Origin of the sequence: Acinetobacter pittii (genome assembly GCF_034067285.1) — a bacterium.
GTDB classification, from domain to species: Bacteria; Pseudomonadota; Gammaproteobacteria; order Pseudomonadales; family Moraxellaceae; genus Acinetobacter; species Acinetobacter pittii_E.
The window spans coordinates 3,650,808-3,668,682 of record NZ_CP139286.1 but is presented as its reverse complement, the minus strand read 5'-3'; the positions used below and the strand labels follow the sequence as shown (position 1 = coordinate 3,668,682).

Genomic DNA, 17,875 nt, shown 5'->3' with positions numbered 1-17,875 from the left:
AAATTCAAAATTAGTTGTCTATTGATATGGTATTTTGAATTTAAAATTTTGGGCCGATTTTAAATTTAAAAGTGTGGATTGCGGTGATGGGGTTGAGCCTTAATATTTAATAAATAATAAGAGAATATGGAATAGCATTAAGAAATAGAGGTTTTTTGCTGTATTGTGGATAAAGTTATCCACAAAAAAGAATTGTTTATGGTTTAAATTTAAAGAAGTGATTTTGAATTTAAACTTGAGGCTATTTTTTGAATTCAAAACTTATAATTTGGATTAAGAAATTTTTAAATTTAAAAATAAAGTAGAAAATTTGAATTTAAAACATGGGGAATGAATTTAAAGTAGAGATTATGAATTCAAATTTACGTTTTCTCTCTGAAATTTTGGACTCATAATGGTATGGTACTTACAAATTTAAATTTAAAAATTGAACTAGGATAATATGCGACGTTTTTCTTGTATTGTTGGCTCTGTATTTCTGGCGATGACTCAGGCTCAAGCAGAGCTCGTAATTAATGGTTCTACAATATCTAGTAGTGCTACTGTTCCTGTAGTGACGAGCGAAGATTATACGCCTAATAATAATTTCCAAAGCTGTTTGGCAAATTTACGTTCTCAAGCCATTGCTGCTGGTGTGTCTGGTACGACTTATGATCGTTATACCCAAAATTTAACTCCAGATTATTCCGTTATTGATAAATTAAATTATCAACCAGAATTTTCGACGCCTATTTGGGATTATCTTTCTGGTCTAGTTGATGAAGAGCGTGTTGAGCTTGGAAAACAAAAACTGGCACAACATCGAGATGTTTTAAACCGCGCTTCTCAAGTCTACGGTGTGCCACCGGAAACAATTGTAGCAGTATGGGGCGTGGAAAGTAATTTTGGTGATATTTCTGGAAAATATCCTTTATTACAAGCACTCGGAACTTTAAGTTGCGAAGGTCGTCGACAAAGTTATTTCCGTACTGAATTCTTTGCCACTATGCGTATTTTACAACGTGGCGACTTAACCGAAGATCAATTAAAGGGTTCATGGGCTGGGGCATTTGGTCATACCCAATTTATGCCGTCTACTTATGAACGTTTAGCGGTTGATTTTGATGGAGATGGTCGTCGAGATTTAGTTTCTAGTACAGCTGATGCGCTGGCTTCAACGGCTAATTTCTTAAATAAAGCAGGTTGGCAAACCGGAATGCCATGGGGTTTTGAAGTAAAAGTGCCTCAAGGTATGTCAATTGATGGAGAAGGGCGACGTTCAAAGAAATCTTTAAGTAGCTGGAGTGCACGAGGCGTTACTCGAATTGATGGTTCTCCACTTGTTCAAGGGGCTTTATCTAGCAGTACTTCAGCGGGTTTAATGGCACCTGCAGGAGTAAATGGTCCAGTATTTTTAGTATTTAAGAATTTTGATGCTATTTACAGCTATAACGCTGCGGAAAGTTATGGACTTGCGATTGCCCATTTATCTGATCGTTTAAAAGGTGCTGGTCCATTTGTTTCATCTTGGCCAACTGATGATCCAGGAACTTCACGTGCCGAGCGTCGTGAAATCCAACAGTTTTTGATTAATCGTGGCTATGATATTGGTGCAGTTGATGGCCTTATTGGTGATAAAACCCGTGTGGCTATTCGTCAGGAACAAACTCGTTTAGGTTTAAATCCAACCGGACGAGCAGGGCAACAAATTTTACGCGCATTCCGTCAAGAACAAGCGCAAAAAATGATGCAATAAATTGAAAATAATAAAAAAAGGTCTGTTTATGCAGACCTTTTTTATAGGCAATTATGTAAGCTTACTACTCTAATTTAACCGCTTCCAAAATATCAAAAATAACCGAAGTAACATCTTGGCTTAAGTCACGGTCATTAAAGATTTCATAGGCAGTAATGGTGACATCAGTATCACTTGGTAACTGCTTTTGTTCTTCTTCAATTAAATGTTCGATCGGTAACAGAGTTTGTTTTACTTCAAGATGCAGAATATCTTTATATTCGATATTTTCATCTTCAAGCTCGATTTCATGCTCATTGAAAAAAGGAATTAGAATAGAATGGAGGTATGGTTTAATTTCAATAATATCAAACAGTTCAATATCTCTTGTCTGTTCAATTGTGCTGATATGATCATTTACTTCAATCAGGATATGATAATAACTCATCTTGATCTCCATTCTATTTTCGTTAGCTCTTATAACCACAATAACATGACTTTGATACCAATTTCGATGTATCTATCCAGAAATAGATACATCATTTTATATCAAGCTTTTAATTATTGAGGTAAAGCACTTAATAGATCACGGTCAGCATCCGTAAGTCCAGTGATTTTTTTGTCACCATCTTTACGTACTGAGTACATCAATGCATTTGGTTGATCACTGTGTTTTAAGCCAAGCGCATGACCTAACTCATGAGCAATCGTTAAACGTAAATCATCAATAGATTTAAACTCATAAATCACAATTTGTTTGCCGTTATAGATACCTTTTTTAAAGACATCCGCTTGAGCATTTTGCTTAAATTGGTTCAATGAATTATTAAACTCATTATTAATTTGATTAAAATGAGTCACTTTGACATTTAAATCTTTAGCTTGCTGGTTATATGCAGCAATTTCTTTTTTCAAAGCTACAGTTTGTTTTTGCAAGTCTTTTTGGGTTTTAGCCAGAGATTTAGCACTATATTCAGGTGCTAATTTACCTTGATTAAGTTGCATCATTTGCTGGTCAAGATTTTTCAATTTGCCATTTAAAATCTGCTTTTTATTTTCAAGGTCAGACTGGGTTTGACTTAAATATTGCTTCAATTGCTTAATTTGTTGCTGTTCATCAATTACACGTTGCTGTTCTTGTTGGAACTGTGCAGCGATTTTTTGACGCTGTTCAGAACGACTTTGGCTATTATCGTAAACTAAACGAATTTCTAACTTTGCATTTGGATCATAAGTAAAATAATCCTGACCAGTCCCTTGCTTCCAAATGTCCGCAGCTTGTTGACTAATCTGAATTAATTGGTCTTGGCTTAAACCAAAACGTGGATCAACTTCAGCAATTTTATAAGTCAAATGTTGACCTGCTTGTTGCTGGATTTGAGTATGAGCTGGGGTAGCAAGATTAGCATTAGCCTGAAAATTAGAAAAAGCGAAGGCTACGCCTAATAACAAAGATGTTAAACGCATAATCGAAGGGGGAGATTTGAAAAAAACGTATTATAAGAATATAAAATGAAAAATCAATCAAAAAACGTACAATCCAGGCAAATAAATGAGACTTTAGTCTCACTATTTTTTACCAAATGCCAAATTGTTTTTTAGAAAAAATTTAATATATCTAGTTTTGTTTAGTTTTTTTAATCATTTAACTTTAATGATTTTCCTTAATTAGTCCTATAAATTGACCCTAATAAATCTAAATCTGAATCTGTTAATTTAAAATTATGAATGTCTTGCTCTTTTAAATAGGGGTACATTAAAGATTTAGGATCAGTAGTATGTTTTAGGCCTAAAGCATGGCCAAGTTCGTGAGCAAGGGTCAAACGTAAATCATTTAATGAGGCGTAACCATAAATCTGGATTTGGTTTTGGCTGAATAAGCCTTTATGGAAGGGTTGAATATTGGTTTTTTGCTCTAGTTTAAATTGTGTTTTTAAAGCAGCTAAATCACTTTGCTCTTGATTTAATTCCTTGATTTTTATATTAAGTGTTTGAATTTTATAATTTAAATCGTTTGATTCATTTTTTATATTTTCTGATTTTTGCTCTAGTTGCTTTTGCCATTCTTTTAAATTATCGGCCCGATAGTGCTGATATTCTCCTTGATTAAAGCGTATTACGTCTTGTTGATATTGTTCAAACTCAGCTCTTAGACTTATCTTTTTCTTATTCAAATCAGTTGATAGTTGTGCAACCTCTTGTTTATTTAAGACAATTTCCTCATTTTTAAGACGCCATATTTCCTGCTTTTGCAAAAGAGTATTCAAACTGTTTTGCTGCTCATCTTTAATCATTTGATGCTCATCATAAATTAAGTTAATTGACAGTTGAGCCTGTGAATCGTAAACAAAATAAGTTTTCCCAGTCTCTTTTTGCCAGATTTCAGCCGCTTGTTGGCTTACCTCAATAAATTGTTCTTTGGTGATTTGAAACCGCGGGTCAATAAAGGCAATTCGATATTTTAAAGGTTGTTGAGATGAGCTGATTGAAAGGTTGCTTTGAGCAAACAGCATTGTTTGTAAGCCCATGCATAAGCATAAGCTCAATCCCCACCATAGAAATTTTTTCATGGCAAAATAAAAAATATAAATAAATCTTATTTTTAGCTAGTTAATTTAATTCGTCAAAATGATAAAAACTTCAATAGATTAGTAGGGTGTGTGATCTTGATAAAAAAATTACAAAAGAAGTTTTTAGATTTGGCAATAATGGAATAATTAATGTAATAAATAACAGTGGTTTTTTAATAAAAAAATCTTAATTAAAATTAATAACTTAATTTTTATGATTGATCTTTTTGACATTAAATAATTTAAAAATATACTGAAAAATATATTGTTATTTTTTGTAACTAATAAAAAAACCGCGCCTAAGCGCGGTTTTTTTATTAAAGAAACAAATTATTTTTTGTCATCTTTAACTTCAGTAAATTCAGCATCTACAACGCCATCATCTGCTTTTTGTTGACCCGCATCGCCACCTTGGAATGCATTTGGATCAAAGCCTTCAGCGCCACCAGCTTGTTGTGCTTGTTCATAAGCACGTTGAGTGATAGGCATCAAGATGTTTTGTAAAGCTTCAGTTTTCGCTTTGATATCTTCAACATCGTTTTCTTTAGTTGCTGCTTCAAGTTCAGAAACTGCAGTGCTCACAGCAGTTTTTTCATCTTCAGTAACTTTATCACCAAGATCTTTAACTGCTTTGTTCGAGCTTGAAATTAATGCATCAGCTTCGTTACGAGCTTTTGCAAGTTCTTCAAATTTACGATCTTCTTCAGCATTCGCTTCAGCATCTTTAATCATTGCTTCGATTTCAGCATCAGACAAACCTGAGTTTGCTTTAATCTGGATCGATTGCTCTTTACCAGTGCTCTTATCTTTAGCAGAAACTTTCAAGATACCATCAGCATTGATGTCGAAAGATACTTCAATTTGTGGCACACCACGTGGAGCAGGTGGGATGTCGCCTAATTGGAAGTTACCCAACAATTTGTTTTGTTGAGCCATTTTACGTTCACCTTGGTAAACAGAAATGTCTACAGCAGGCTGGTTGTCAGCAGCAGTAGAGAACACTTGTGATTTCTTCGCAGGAATCGTCGTGTTTTTCTCAATGATTGGTGTTAATACACCACCCATTGTTTCAATACCTAAAGTTAACGGTGTTACGTCTAATAAAAGAACGTCAGTTTTGTCGCCAGACAATACTGCACCTTGAATCGCAGCACCGATTGCAACTGCTTCGTCAGGGTTTACGTCTTTACGTGGCTCTTTACCAAAGAATTCTTGTACTTTTTGTTGTACAAGTGGCATACGAGACTGACCACCAACCAAGATTACGTCAGAGATGTCAGAAGTCGAAAGACCAGCATCTTTAAGAGCAATTTTACAAGGCTCAATTGTACGAGTAACCAAATCAGCAACTAAACCTTCAAGTTTCGCACGTGTTACATTGATCACTAAGTGTTTAGGACCAGTTGCATCAGCAGTGATGTATGGAAGGTTGATTTCAGTTGCATTAGATGAAGAAAGCTCGATTTTTGCTTTTTCAGCAGCTTCTTTTAAACGTTGTAACGCAAGTGGATCATTTTTCAAGTTCACACTTTGTTCTTTCTTAAATTCTTCAACCAAGAATTCAATTAACGCGTTATCAAAGTCTTCACCACCAAGGAAAGTATCACCATTTGTTGATAACACTTCAATTTGTTGGTCGCCATCAAGATCTGCGATTTCAATGATTGATACGTCGAAAGTACCACCACCTAAGTCGTAAACTGCAACTTTACGGTCGCCTTCTTTTTTGTCCATACCGAACGCAAGTGCAGCAGCAGTTGGTTCGTTAATGATACGTTTAACGTCTAAGCCAGCGATTTTACCCGCATCTTTAGTTGCTTGACGTTGAGCATCGTTAAAGTAAGCAGGAACAGTAATAACTGCTTCAGTAACTGTTTCACCTAAATAGTCTTCTGCAGTTTTCTTCATCTTTTTCAAGATTTCAGCAGAAACCTGTTGAGGCGCTAATTTTTTATCGTTTACTTCAACCCAAGCATCGCCATTGTCTGCTTTGATGATTTTATAAGGTACAAGACCGATATCTTTTTGTACCGCTTGATCTTCATAACGACGACCAATTAAACGCTTGATAGCGAATAATGTATTTTTCGGGTTAGTTACTGCCTGACGCTTAGCGCTTTGACCAACTAAGATCTCGCCATCTTTATAAGCAATGATCGATGGAGTTGTACGTGCGCCTTCAGCGTTTTCGATTACTTTTACTTTATCGCCTTCAAGTACAGCAACGCATGAGTTGGTAGTACCTAAGTCAATACCAATAATTTTTGCCATGTGACGTTTTCCTCAAAAATTCTTTTGCAATGTTTTTGCTTGTTATCCGATATGAGAGTGAATCTATTTTTTTCAAGCGTTTTAGCGAAAAAAAATCTAAAAACTCTCAAAAAATTATTTATTGACCAACCATAACCATAGCAGGGCGCAATAAGCGACCGTTTAATGTATAGCCCTTTTGTAAAACGCTACCGATTTCATTCGCTTTAGCATTTGGGTCAATACCTACAGCTTGATGTAAATCTGCATTGAAGCCATTTTTTGTATCAGCTTCTACAACACCAAATTTTTCAAGTGTGGTTAACAGCGACTTCAGGGTTAGCTTAATACCTTCAAGTACTGGTGTTTCTTCATCACCAGCTGCTTGAATTGCACGCTCTAAATTATCAACAGAATCTAGTAATTCTTTTGCAAATTTTTCAAGCACAGTCTCTTTATGCTTGTCAGATTCACGTTGAATACGCTCTACACTTTTTTGTGCTTCGTAAACTGCATTCGCAGTACGTGCTTTTTCAAGTTTTAGGCTTTCTTCTAATTTGGTGATTTGCGCTTGTAAAGATTCAACGGTAACGTCGTTTGCTTGCTCTACACCTTCAGCCTGAGTTTGCTCATTAGATTGCTCTGCTTGCTCGTGTTGAATGTCTTGAGCTTGCTCATTTTGCTCATTAGCCATTGATGATCTCCGTTTAAATGGGTTTTTAAACATGTACAGTCCTTTTGGCATCAGCATTTACTGGGTTAAACCTGAACTGCCATGCATATGCTGTAATTCATTAATAGGGATGAAGTATGGGCATTGCCTAAAAATTCAAGCGTACACGGCAATTTAAAACTTTTAATTTTGCGGTTTTAAGTAAAAATTTAAATTTTCGATCATAAAAGCAATAAATTCTTGCGTGATTTTGGGTAAATGTTGCCTCGAAGCATATACCACCGACAAACTTAACTCGGGAGCTGAAAAGTTTTTAAATAAAGGAACTAATCGCTTTTCTTTTAAATCTTTTTTAACTAATAAAGTAGGTAGCATCGCCACACCTTGAGCATGTACACACATGTCATAAACAGCATTTACATCATTACTTTTAAAGGTAACGTTCAAAGGATAGTTTTGAGGCTGCTGTTCATTATCAAAAAGAGTCCAAAATTGATGTTGGCTATGGTGAGCTAAACAGTCATGTTGAATTAGTTGTCTTGGATGGGAGAGGGGACTGTGCTGTTTTAAATAATCAGGATGAGCACAGAAAACAGACTCAATTTGACAAACTGGTCTCGCAATTAATCCATCTGCAACTTTTTGCGTTATACGTAAGGCTAAATCGACCTGAGCATCAATTAAGTCCATTGTATTTTCAGTCAGATATACATCAAATTGAATATGTGGATGTTGCTGTTTAAATTGGCGAATACATTCCCCAACCCCTAATTGAAATAAAAATAAACCACAGGTAAAACGAATCGTACCATTATGTTGTTCAGGTGCGGCTAGCTCTTGTAAAAGTTGCTGTTGTTGTAAAATATTCTCGCAGTAGAGCAGGGCTTTTTCACCTGCTGGGGTGAGAGATATTTTTCGAGTATTTCTCTGAAATAGTCGAGTTGAGAATGTGTATTCTAGGTGCTCAAGATAACGAGAAACCATCGCACGTGAATAATTTAGGTGTTCTGCGGCTTTGGTCAAATTGCCATGCTGAGCAATAGAAACAAAGACTTGTATGGCTTTTAATGTGTCCATATGCTTTATCATTATTACAATGTATGCAACAGTTTATCTTAATTTAGTGCATTTACCTTACAGGAATTGCAATTTAAAGTATTTCTCATGAAATTGGAGAATACATAATGAAATTTTTTAAATTAACTGCTTCAGCCCTAGCAACTGCGACTGCTTTAACAGTAACTTCCTCAGCTTTTGCACAAGATTTGAAAATCCAAAGTTTCTTGGCTAAACCCGAACATTTCGGTGTGACTTCTACTTTAATTGAAGGCGATAAAGAAGTTCTGTTGGTGAATGCGCAATTCTCAAAATCTGAAGCGTTACGTATTGCTGCGGATATTTTGGATAGCGGTAAAACATTAAAGACAATTTTCGTAAGTTATGGCGATCCGGACTATTACTTTGGTTTAGATGTATTTAAACAATACTTCCCAAATGTACAAATTATCGCAACGCCGGAAACTGTTAAACATATCCAAGATACTCAAGCGCTTAAGGTGAAATATTGGGGTCCACAAATGGGTGCAAATGCGCCTAGCCAAATTATTGTGCCTCAAGCTTATACTGCTAAAACTTTAAAGTTAGAAAATGAGTCAATCGAAATTAAAGGTAAGAAAGAACTTACTTATTTATGGATTCCTTCTTCTAAAGCAGTAGTAGGGGGTATTCCTGTCTCTTCAGGCATTCATTTATGGATGGCGGATACACCAAAAGTTAAAGACCGCAATGAAGTGATTCAAACTTTAGAAAATATCAAAGCATTGCAGCCTCAAACAGTTGTTCCAGCCCATATGGTTGAGGGAGCTCCACAAGGTTTAGATGCAGTTAACTTTTCTATCGACTATCTCAAGAGCTATGAGAAAGCGGTTAAAGTAAGTAAAAATGCGGGTGAGCTAAGTCAGCTCATGCAGAAACAATATCCAACATTAAAGAGTGTGGATAGCCTTGAGCTAGGCGCAAAAGTTGTAAAAGGCGAGATGCAATGGCCATAATTTAAGGTGACGCGCTAAAAAATTCAAAAAAGCCGTGGTCTATACCCGGCTTTTTTCGATGGGATAAGACATTTTTAAGTAAAAAGTCTCTGTAACATTCTACGCACCTTATATAGCGTTTCTATAAAGAGAAAATTTTTGACTAGAGTAAAAGGCTAAGATAAAAATTAGAAATTGATAAAATTAAACAAAAGCTTAAGTTGTTGCTTCCATATAAAAGGTAGAGGTGAGGCTAAGGAAGAGATTTTAATAAAAAATTGCACAATTTGTACTTCTATTACTACAAAAGACAACCAATGATACGCACGCCAGAAAAAAAAATTGTGAATTATAGGCAGCGCGAAGATGAACTTTGCATTTAAATGTTTGTCGTAATGAAAGGAAAGCGATTATGAAAAAATTAGGTCTTATCTCTGTAGTACTTGCTGGTGTTGCTTTTACAGCTGTTGGTTGTGCATCTGAAGCTGGTTTAAACGCATCAGGTTCTGCTCAAACTAGCGCTAGCCCATCTGGCGTACAAGCTGGTGTAGGTGTAGATGCTGGTGTTTCTGGTCAAGCACAACCAGGTCAAGTTGATGCTGGTGCTTCTGGTTCTGTTTCAGGTTCTGCGACAGCTCAGTAATTCTTAGCGATAAGAACAGTTAAAAAATTATAGAGTCATATATTTAAGATGCCGATTTATGTATGAAGTGAGCTGCTACTCATTACTCTATAATTAAGAGAATTTAGAATTCTCAAAAAAGCCCCAAAAGACTTATCTCTTTGGGGCTTTTTATATAGTAATGAGATTAGTCATCATGACGATAATCTCGATGGTCATGATCTCTATCTTCTAAGCGTTTTTTTTCCCATTCACGATGTCTTTTTTCCCAATCCCGACGATTTTTGTCCTGTTCGCGAGCATCTTTACGTTGTTGTTCGTATATTCTTTTACGCTCTTCCCAACGTTTTCGCTCCCAATCACTATATCGACGTCCATCGTTACGGTCATAACGATCATCATCATGATCATGGTAATCATAACCACCGCGATAATAAGGGTCATCTGTATAAGCAACACAGCCTGCAGTTAAAAGACTGGTTGCTAACAAAGTAACAACTAGTTTTGCTGACATAGCACAATCTCCTTTGTCTGTTAACAATAATTGGCAAAAAAGTCCTGTTTTAAACGACAGATTTGTTAATGACATTTGCTATAAATCAGATTAGCGTAGATTGGTTTTTACCTTTGTATCTTGATTACATGAGTTGTATGCGAATATAGTCAAACAACAAAGAATTCTGTAGAAAATATGAAGGATAAAAGGAATTCATGGAGATAGGCATGACAGCATTTAATCAAAAAATTCAAACATTGCTAGATAAGGGCCAAGGGCCTGCTGCTCGAGCTCTTGATAAGTTACCTCGATTGGCTCAAGAATCACTTGCCAAAATTCTTGGATATTCCTACCAATACCCAGATCTCGACTCATTTACTAAATGTATGATGGCCGTACAAATTAAACAGGGACGTATCGGTTTTATTGGTTCAGATCCTATTGATTCTAGACGCCAATTCGATACACAAATGTTGGCTATCCGTCAGAAATCAACAGAAGTTGATTCTGTAGAAGATATTCGCTTACCTCTTCAAAGCGGAACTATCTTCGCAAGACACTATCACCCGGCACCTAATAAAAAATTACCTCTACTGGTTTTCTATCACGGAGGAGGTTTTGTCGTGGGTGGATTAGATACTCATGATGAGGTGTGCCGCATATTGGCGAAATACGCAAAAGTACAAGTACTCAGCATTGATTATCCTCTTGCCCCAGAAGTCTCACCTCAACATTTAATTCAATCATGCGAAGATGCATTGGCTTGGGTCTATCAAAATCGTAGACAGCTAAAAATATTAAAAAATCGTATTGCTGTAGCAGGGGATAGTGCAGGCGGAAATATCAGTACGGTTGTCGCTCAACGATCAGTAAACAAACCTTATGCTCCACAAGCACAGCTTCTCATTTATCCTACAGTTGATTTTAAAAGTCGACATCCTTCTTTTTATGCTTATAACGAAGGATTAGTTTTGACGGATAGCGATATTAATTATGTCACTCAATATTATGCAACTCAGCATAATGTAGAATTAGATGATCCAATTATTTCTCCAACCTATGGTAATTTGAAAAAGAATCCACCAGCTTTTGTGATTACGGCTGGTCATGACGTACTGCATGACGAAGCAAAAATTTATAGCTATAAGCTAAGACAAAATGGTGTCAAAATGCATTATGAAGAATATCCAGATCAAACCCATGGTTTTATAAACTTGACACCTATTTCGAAAAAGGCAAAACGCTATACCATCGAGATCAGTAAAAACTTCAGAAAGTTCTGGGATAAAAATAGTTAAATAAAAGCTTAGTCCATGTTTCACGTGGAACGTGGACTAATACTTTAATCCAAAATATAAAAGCACTAAATAAAAGATAATAAATACTCACTAGAATTCTTTTATATAGATGATTAAATTTACCCTTCATTAAGTTTGGCATTTTGTTGTAGGGAAGATATGAAAAAATTATTAATGTTATGTTGTTTGGGTATAAGCAATCATTCAGTATGGGCTGACACTTTAGTTGAAATGCAAACGAACTTAGGCAACGTTGAAATACAACTTTATGATGATAAAGCACCAAACAGTGTGAAGAATTTTAAAGACTATATAAAGTCAGGCTTTTATAAAGATACGATATTTCATCGTATAATTCCTGGTTTCATGGTGCAAGGCGGTGGGCTTACTGCAAATATGCAGGAAAAGACTACGCGAGCACCTATCAAAAATGAAGCTGGAAATGGAATTGCTAACACACGAGGAACTTTGGCAATGGCCCGTACAGCAAACCCTGACTCAGCTACTAGTCAGTTTTTTATAAACGTTGCAGATAATAATTTTTTAAATCGTTCTGCGGGTAATCCTGGTTATGCAGTTTTTGGAAAAGTAATTAAAGGAATGGATGTGGTTGACCGTATTGTTCAGGTCCCTACATCAAACTATGGTGTGCATCAAAACGTACCAAAACAGCCTATAAAGATAGTAGATATAAAGATCAAAACTCTGCAAAAATAAATTAACTATATAAATCAGCAAGTTGTGTATTTTTGAGATTTTATTTGGCTGAAAAAGAACCGGTCGAACGAGCATATTTATAAAAGTGCTTGCGTACCAGTTTTTTTTCCCTATAATGCACTCATCCCGACGCGATACACGAGAATATCTTAGCTTACAGGGTTAAGATGAAAGCTTAGTATTGCGTTGAATTCTGTCTCTGACGAAGAGCAGAAAAATCATTAAGAGAATTGAAGAACAACTTGTGTGGATTTTTACTGGTTGATTAATCGAAATAATTTTCATTGATTGATTGGTTTAAATTACTCGAAGTTTATTTGAGCGAAATTTAAGTCAGTAATTGATGAGCCAGAATTGGTACCTTGTCTTTAAATAAGGTACAAAATGATTTTAACTGAAGAGTTTGATCATGGCTCAGATTGAACGCTGGCGGCAGGCTTAACACATGCAAGTCGAGCGGAGAGAGGTAGCTTGCTACTGATCTTAGCGGCGGACGGGTGAGTAATGCTTAGGAATCTGCCTATTAGTGGGGGACAACATTTCGAAAGGAATGCTAATACCGCATACGTCCTACGGGAGAAAGCAGGGGATCTTCGGACCTTGCGCTAATAGATGAGCCTAAGTCGGATTAGCTAGTTGGTGGGGTAAAGGCCTACCAAGGCGACGATCTGTAGCGGGTCTGAGAGGATGATCCGCCACACTGGGACTGAGACACGGCCCAGACTCCTACGGGAGGCAGCAGTGGGGAATATTGGACAATGGGCGCAAGCCTGATCCAGCCATGCCGCGTGTGTGAAGAAGGCCTTATGGTTGTAAAGCACTTTAAGCGAGGAGGAGGCTACTGAAGTTAATACCTTCAGATAGTGGACGTTACTCGCAGAATAAGCACCGGCTAACTCTGTGCCAGCAGCCGCGGTAATACAGAGGGTGCAAGCGTTAATCGGATTTACTGGGCGTAAAGCGCGCGTAGGCGGCTAATTAAGTCAAATGTGAAATCCCCGAGCTTAACTTGGGAATTGCATTCGATACTGGTTAGCTAGAGTGTGGGAGAGGATGGTAGAATTCCAGGTGTAGCGGTGAAATGCGTAGAGATCTGGAGGAATACCGATGGCGAAGGCAGCCATCTGGCCTAACACTGACGCTGAGGTGCGAAAGCATGGGGAGCAAACAGGATTAGATACCCTGGTAGTCCATGCCGTAAACGATGTCTACTAGCCGTTGGGGCCTTTGAGGCTTTAGTGGCGCAGCTAACGCGATAAGTAGACCGCCTGGGGAGTACGGTCGCAAGACTAAAACTCAAATGAATTGACGGGGGCCCGCACAAGCGGTGGAGCATGTGGTTTAATTCGATGCAACGCGAAGAACCTTACCTGGCCTTGACATAGTAAGAACTTTCCAGAGATGGATTGGTGCCTTCGGGAACTTACATACAGGTGCTGCATGGCTGTCGTCAGCTCGTGTCGTGAGATGTTGGGTTAAGTCCCGCAACGAGCGCAACCCTTTTCCTTATTTGCCAGCGAGTAATGTCGGGAACTTTAAGGATACTGCCAGTGACAAACTGGAGGAAGGCGGGGACGACGTCAAGTCATCATGGCCCTTACGGCCAGGGCTACACACGTGCTACAATGGTCGGTACAAAGGGTTGCTACCTAGCGATAGGATGCTAATCTCAAAAAGCCGATCGTAGTCCGGATTGGAGTCTGCAACTCGACTCCATGAAGTCGGAATCGCTAGTAATCGCGGATCAGAATGCCGCGGTGAATACGTTCCCGGGCCTTGTACACACCGCCCGTCACACCATGGGAGTTTGTTGCACCAGAAGTAGCTAGCCTAACTGCAAAGAGGGCGGTTACCACGGTGTGGCCGATGACTGGGGTGAAGTCGTAACAAGGTAGCCGTAGGGGAACCTGCGGCTGGATCACCTCCTTAACGAAAGATTGACGATTGGTAAGAATCCACAACAAGTTGTTCTTCATAGATGTATCTGAGGGTCTGTAGCTCAGTTGGTTAGAGCACACGCTTGATAAGCGTGGGGTCACAAGTTCAAGTCTTGTCAGACCCACCATGACTTTGACTGGTTAAAGTTATAGATAAAAGATACATGACTGATGATGTAAGCTGGGGACTTAGCTTAGTTGGTAGAGCGCCTGCTTTGCACGCAGGAGGTCAGGAGTTCGACTCTCCTAGTCTCCACCAGAACTTAAGAGAAGTTCGGATTACAGAAATTAGTAAATAGAGATTATATGATCTTGGTTTATTAACTTCTGTGATTTAAATATCACGGTATTAAGCATGACCTGACGAAGGCATGTTTATTCATTAACAGATTGGCAAAATTGAGTCTGAAATAAATTGTTCACTCAAGAGTTTAGATTAAGCAATTAATCTGAATGAATTGAGAACTAGCAAATTAACTGAATCAAGCGTTTTGGTATATGAATTTAGATTGAAGCTGTACAGTGTTTAAGTACACAGACAACAGATAGTAGCGATGAAGAATCGCACGGACAACACTCACTTGTAGGTGTTGACGACTGTTTGGGGTTGTATAGTCAAGTAATTAAGTGCATGTGGTGGATGCCTTGGCAGTCAGAGGCGATGAAAGACGTAATAGCCTGCGATAAGCTCCGGGGAGGCGGCAAATATCCTTTGATCCGGAGATTTCTGAATGGGGAAACCCACCTACTTTAAGGTAGGTATTGCAACATGAATACATAGTGTTGCAAGGCGAACGAGGGGAAGTGAAACATCTCAGTACCCTTAGGAAAAGAAATCAATTGAGATTCCCTCAGTAGCGGCGAGCGAACGGGGATCAGCCCATTAAGTTATGTGTGTTTTAGTGGAACGCTCTGGGAAGTGCGAACGTAGAGGGTGATATTCCCGTACACGAAAGGGCACACATAATGATGACGAGTAGGGCGAGGCACGTGAAACCTTGTCTGAATATGGGGGGACCATCCTCCAAGGCTAAATACTCCTGACTGACCGATAGTGAACCAGTACCGTGAGGGAAAGGCGAAAAGAACCCCTGTGAGGGGAGTGAAATAGATCCTGAAACCGCATGCATACAAGCAGTGGGAGCACCTTCGTGGTGTGACTGCGTACCTTTTGTATAATGGGTCAGCGACTTATATTCAGTAGCAAGGTTAACCGTATAGGGGAGCCGTAGGGAAACCGAGTCTTAATAGGGCGTTTAGTTGCTGGGTATAGACCCGAAACCAGGCGATCTATCCATGAGCAGGTTGAAGGTTGGGTAACACTAACTGGAGGACCGAACCCACTGTCGTTGAAAAGCCAGGGGATGACTTGTGGATAGGGGTGAAAGGCTAATCAAGCCTGGTGATAGCTGGTTCTCCCCGAAAGCTATTTAGGTAGCGCCTCGGACGAATACCATAGGGGGTAGAGCACTGTTTCGGCTAGGGGGTCATCCCGACTTACCAAACCGATGCAAACTCCGAATACCTATGAGTACTATCCGGGAGACAGACTGCGGGTGCTAACGTCCGTAGTCAAGAGGAAAACAATCCAGACCGCCAGCTAAGGCCCCAAAATCATAGTTAAGTGGGAAACGATGTGGGAAGGCATAGACAGCTAGGAGGTTGGCTTAGAAGCAGCCACCCTTTAAAGAAAGCGTAATAGCTCACTAGTCGAGTCGGCCTGCGCGGAAGATGTAACGGGGCTAAAACTATGTGCCGAAGCTGCGGATTTGACATTAGTCAAGTGGTAGGGGAGCGTTCTGTAAGCCGATGAAGGTGTATTGAGAAGTATGCTGGAGGTATCAGAAGTGCGAATGCTGACGTGAGTAACGACAAAACGGGTGAAAAACCCGTTCGCCGAAAGACCAAGGGTTCCAGTCCAACGTTAATCGGGGCTGGGTGAGTCGACCCCTAAGGCGAGGCCGAAAGGCGTAGTCGATGGGAAATTGGTTAATATTCCAATACTTCTGTGTAATGCGATGAGAGGACGGAGAAGGTTAAGTCAGCCTGGCGTTGGTTGTCCAGGTGGAAGGATGTAGGTATGTATCTTAGGCAAATCCGGGGTACTCTATACTGAGATCCGATAGCAAGCTGTACTTGTACAGCGAAGTGGCTGATACCATGCTTCCAGGAAAAGTCTCTAAGCTTCAGTTACACAGGAATCGTACCCGAAACCGACACAGGTGGTCAGGTCGAGTAGACCAAGGCGCTTGAGAGAACTCTGCTGAAGGAACTAGGCAAAATGGTACCGTAACTTCGGGAGAAGGTACGCTGTTGTTGGTGATGGAACTTGCTTCCTGAGCTGACGACAGCCGCAGAAACCAGGCCGCTGCAACTGTTTATTAAAAACATAGCACTCTGCAAACACGAAAGTGGACGTATAGGGTGTGATGCCTGCCCGGTGCTGGAAGGTTAATTGATGGGGTTAGCGTAAGCGAAGCTCTTGATCGAAGCCCCAGTAAACGGCGGCCGTAACTATAACGGTCCTAAGGTAGCGAAATTCCTTGTCGGGTAAGTTCCGACCTGCACGAATGGCATAATGATGGCGGCGCTGTCTCCAGCAGAGGCTCAGTGAAATCGAAATCGCTGTGAAGATGCAGTGTACCCGCGGCTAGACGGAAAGACCCCGTGAACCTTTACTGCAGCTTGACACTGAACTTTGACCTTACTTGTGTAGGATAGGTGGGAGGCTTTGAAGTTGGAACGCTAGTTCCAATGGAGCCGTCCTTGAAATACCACCCTGGTAATGTTGAGGTTCTAACTCTGTCCCGTTATCCGGGACGAGGACCGTGTCTGGTGGGTAGTTTGACTGGGGCGGTCTCCTCCTAAAGAGTAACGGAGGAGTACGAAGGTGCGCTCAGCGTGGTCGGAAATCACGCGTAGAGTATAAAGGCAAAAGCGCGCTTAACTGCGAGACCCACAAGTCGAGCAGGTACGAAAGTAGGTCTTAGTGATCCGGTGGTTCTGTATGGAAGGGCCATCGCTCAACGGATAAAAGGTACTCTGGGGATAACAGGCTGATACCGCCCAAGAGTTCATATCGACGGCGGTGTTTGGCACCTCGATGTCGGCTCATCTCATCCTGGGGCTGAAGCAGGTCCCAAGGGTATGGCTGTTCGCCATTTAAAGAGGTACGCGAGCTGGGTTTAGAACGTCGTGAGACAGTTCGGTCCCTATCTACCGTGGGCGCTGGAAATTTGAGAGGATCTGCTCCTAGTACGAGAGGACCAGAGTGGACGAACCTCTGGTGTACCGGTTGTGACGCCAGTCGCATCGCCGGGTAGCTATGTTCGGAAGGGATAACCGCTGAAAGCATCTAAGCGGGAAGCCTACCTCAAGATAAGATTTCCCTAGGAATTTATTCCTCTAAAGAGCCGTTCGAGACTAGGACGTTGATAGGTTGGATGTGGAAGCATAGTGATATGTGAAGCTGACCAATACTAATTGCTCGTGAGGCTTGACTATACAACACCCAAGCAGTTGTATATGAAGCATCAATCGATTCATAAACATGCAAAGCAACTTGATT

11 protein-coding genes, 2 tRNA genes, 2 rRNA genes and 1 pseudogene are annotated in these 17,875 nt (G+C 39.7%); 9 read left to right on the top strand and 7 right to left on the bottom strand.

Translation table 11 applies throughout. The features are described 5' to 3' along the window. Positions 1–442: 442 nt before the first annotated feature. Entirely contained in the window at positions 443–1,735 is a 1,293-nt protein-coding gene (locus SOI81_RS17335; protein WP_224993802.1) for a lytic murein transglycosylase, read from the top strand. Positions 1,736–1,799: 64 nt separating this feature from the next. Here SOI81_RS17335 and SOI81_RS17330 read toward each other — a convergent pair whose 3' ends face one another. From SOI81_RS17330 to SOI81_RS17305, 6 genes and pseudogenes are all read right to left on the bottom strand, one after another. Next, on the bottom strand, positions 1,800–2,174 hold the full coding sequence (locus tag SOI81_RS17330; RefSeq protein WP_014207668.1) for a hypothetical protein: 375 nt from the start codon (positions 2,172–2,174) through the stop codon (positions 1,800–1,802). Between the two features lie 101 nt (positions 2,175–2,275). Next, positions 2,276–3,284: pseudogene (locus SOI81_RS17325) on the bottom strand (M57 family metalloprotease). A 94-nt stretch (positions 3,285–3,378) separates the two neighbouring features. Next, the gene (locus SOI81_RS17320) at positions 3,379–4,284 is read right to left on the bottom strand and encodes a matrixin family metalloprotease (protein ID WP_239977445.1); all 906 of its coding nucleotides are present in this window, start codon (positions 4,282–4,284) and stop codon (positions 3,379–3,381) included. 330 nt (positions 4,285–4,614) lie between these two features. Then, positions 4,615–6,555: a molecular chaperone DnaK gene (gene dnaK, locus SOI81_RS17315; protein WP_239977379.1), complete on the bottom strand. Its 1,941-nt coding sequence runs from the start codon at positions 6,553–6,555 to the stop codon at positions 4,615–4,617. Between the two features lie 118 nt (positions 6,556–6,673). Then, the gene (grpE, locus tag SOI81_RS17310; RefSeq protein WP_002115470.1) at positions 6,674–7,228 is read right to left on the bottom strand and encodes a nucleotide exchange factor GrpE; all 555 of its coding nucleotides are present in this window, start codon (positions 7,226–7,228) and stop codon (positions 6,674–6,676) included. A gap of 162 nt (positions 7,229–7,390) precedes the next feature. Continuing rightward, positions 7,391–8,284, bottom strand: a complete 894-nt coding sequence (locus tag SOI81_RS17305; RefSeq protein WP_239969298.1) for a LysR family transcriptional regulator — start codon at positions 8,282–8,284, stop codon at positions 7,391–7,393. Between the two features lie 107 nt (positions 8,285–8,391). Between SOI81_RS17305 and SOI81_RS17300 the strand changes: the two genes are divergently transcribed. Together SOI81_RS17300 and SOI81_RS17295 are read left to right on the top strand one after the other, a co-directional pair. Next, positions 8,392–9,258, top strand: coding sequence for an MBL fold metallo-hydrolase (locus SOI81_RS17300; RefSeq protein ID WP_239977381.1), 867 nt, complete (start codon positions 8,392–8,394; stop codon positions 9,256–9,258). Positions 9,259–9,649: 391 nt separating this feature from the next. Beyond that, positions 9,650–9,880, top strand: coding sequence for a hypothetical protein (locus tag SOI81_RS17295; protein WP_000733015.1), 231 nt, complete (start codon positions 9,650–9,652; stop codon positions 9,878–9,880). A 166-nt stretch (positions 9,881–10,046) separates the two neighbouring features. Here the strand turns inward: SOI81_RS17295 and SOI81_RS17290 are convergent, their stop codons facing one another. After that, the gene (locus tag SOI81_RS17290; RefSeq protein ID WP_239977383.1) at positions 10,047–10,373 is read right to left on the bottom strand and encodes a hypothetical protein; all 327 of its coding nucleotides are present in this window, start codon (positions 10,371–10,373) and stop codon (positions 10,047–10,049) included. Positions 10,374–10,582: 209 nt separating this feature from the next. Between SOI81_RS17290 and estA the strand changes: the two genes are divergently transcribed. From estA to SOI81_RS17260, 6 genes are all read left to right on the top strand, one after another. Further along, positions 10,583–11,653, top strand: coding sequence for an alpha/beta hydrolase (gene estA, locus SOI81_RS17285; protein ID WP_239969304.1), 1,071 nt, complete (start codon positions 10,583–10,585; stop codon positions 11,651–11,653). Positions 11,654–11,812: 159 nt separating this feature from the next. After that, on the top strand, positions 11,813–12,370 hold the full coding sequence (locus SOI81_RS17280; RefSeq protein ID WP_320541065.1) for a peptidylprolyl isomerase: 558 nt from the start codon (positions 11,813–11,815) through the stop codon (positions 12,368–12,370). Positions 12,371–12,761: 391 nt separating this feature from the next. Beyond that, positions 12,762–14,299: ribosomal RNA gene (locus tag SOI81_RS17275) — 16S ribosomal RNA — on the top strand. Between the two features lie 59 nt (positions 14,300–14,358). Next, positions 14,359–14,435, top strand: a tRNA-Ile gene (locus tag SOI81_RS17270). Positions 14,436–14,490: 55 nt separating this feature from the next. Further along, positions 14,491–14,566 (top strand) — tRNA-Ala (locus SOI81_RS17265). Positions 14,567–14,920: 354 nt separating this feature from the next. After that, positions 14,921–17,811, top strand: a 23S ribosomal RNA gene (locus SOI81_RS17260). Together the 16S and 23S rRNA genes with 2 tRNA genes alongside form the textbook arrangement of a ribosomal RNA operon. The last annotated feature ends 64 nt before the right edge of the window (positions 17,812–17,875 follow it).

Bases quoted from the DNA above. Each gene is read 5' to 3' on its own strand.
- SOI81_RS17335 (WP_224993802.1), top strand. From the start codon at position 443: ATGCGACGTTTTTCTTGTATTGTTGGCTCTGTATTTCTGGCGATGACT.
- SOI81_RS17330 (WP_014207668.1), bottom strand. From the start codon at position 2,174: ATGGAGATCAAGATGAGTTATTATCATATCCTGATTGAAGTAAATGAT.
- SOI81_RS17320 (WP_239977445.1), bottom strand. From the start codon at position 4,284: ATGAAAAAATTTCTATGGTGGGGATTGAGCTTATGCTTATGCATGGGC.
- dnaK (WP_239977379.1), bottom strand. From the start codon at position 6,555: ATGGCAAAAATTATTGGTATTGACTTAGGTACTACCAACTCATGCGTT.
- grpE (WP_002115470.1), bottom strand. From the start codon at position 7,228: ATGGCTAATGAGCAAAATGAGCAAGCTCAAGACATTCAACACGAGCAA.
- SOI81_RS17305 (WP_239969298.1), bottom strand. From the start codon at position 8,284: ATGGACACATTAAAAGCCATACAAGTCTTTGTTTCTATTGCTCAGCAT.
- SOI81_RS17300 (WP_239977381.1), top strand. From the start codon at position 8,392: ATGAAATTTTTTAAATTAACTGCTTCAGCCCTAGCAACTGCGACTGCT.
- SOI81_RS17295 (WP_000733015.1), top strand. From the start codon at position 9,650: ATGAAAAAATTAGGTCTTATCTCTGTAGTACTTGCTGGTGTTGCTTTT.
- SOI81_RS17290 (WP_239977383.1), bottom strand. From the start codon at position 10,373: ATGTCAGCAAAACTAGTTGTTACTTTGTTAGCAACCAGTCTTTTAACT.
- estA (WP_239969304.1), top strand. From the start codon at position 10,583: ATGACAGCATTTAATCAAAAAATTCAAACATTGCTAGATAAGGGCCAA.
- SOI81_RS17280 (WP_320541065.1), top strand. From the start codon at position 11,813: ATGAAAAAATTATTAATGTTATGTTGTTTGGGTATAAGCAATCATTCA.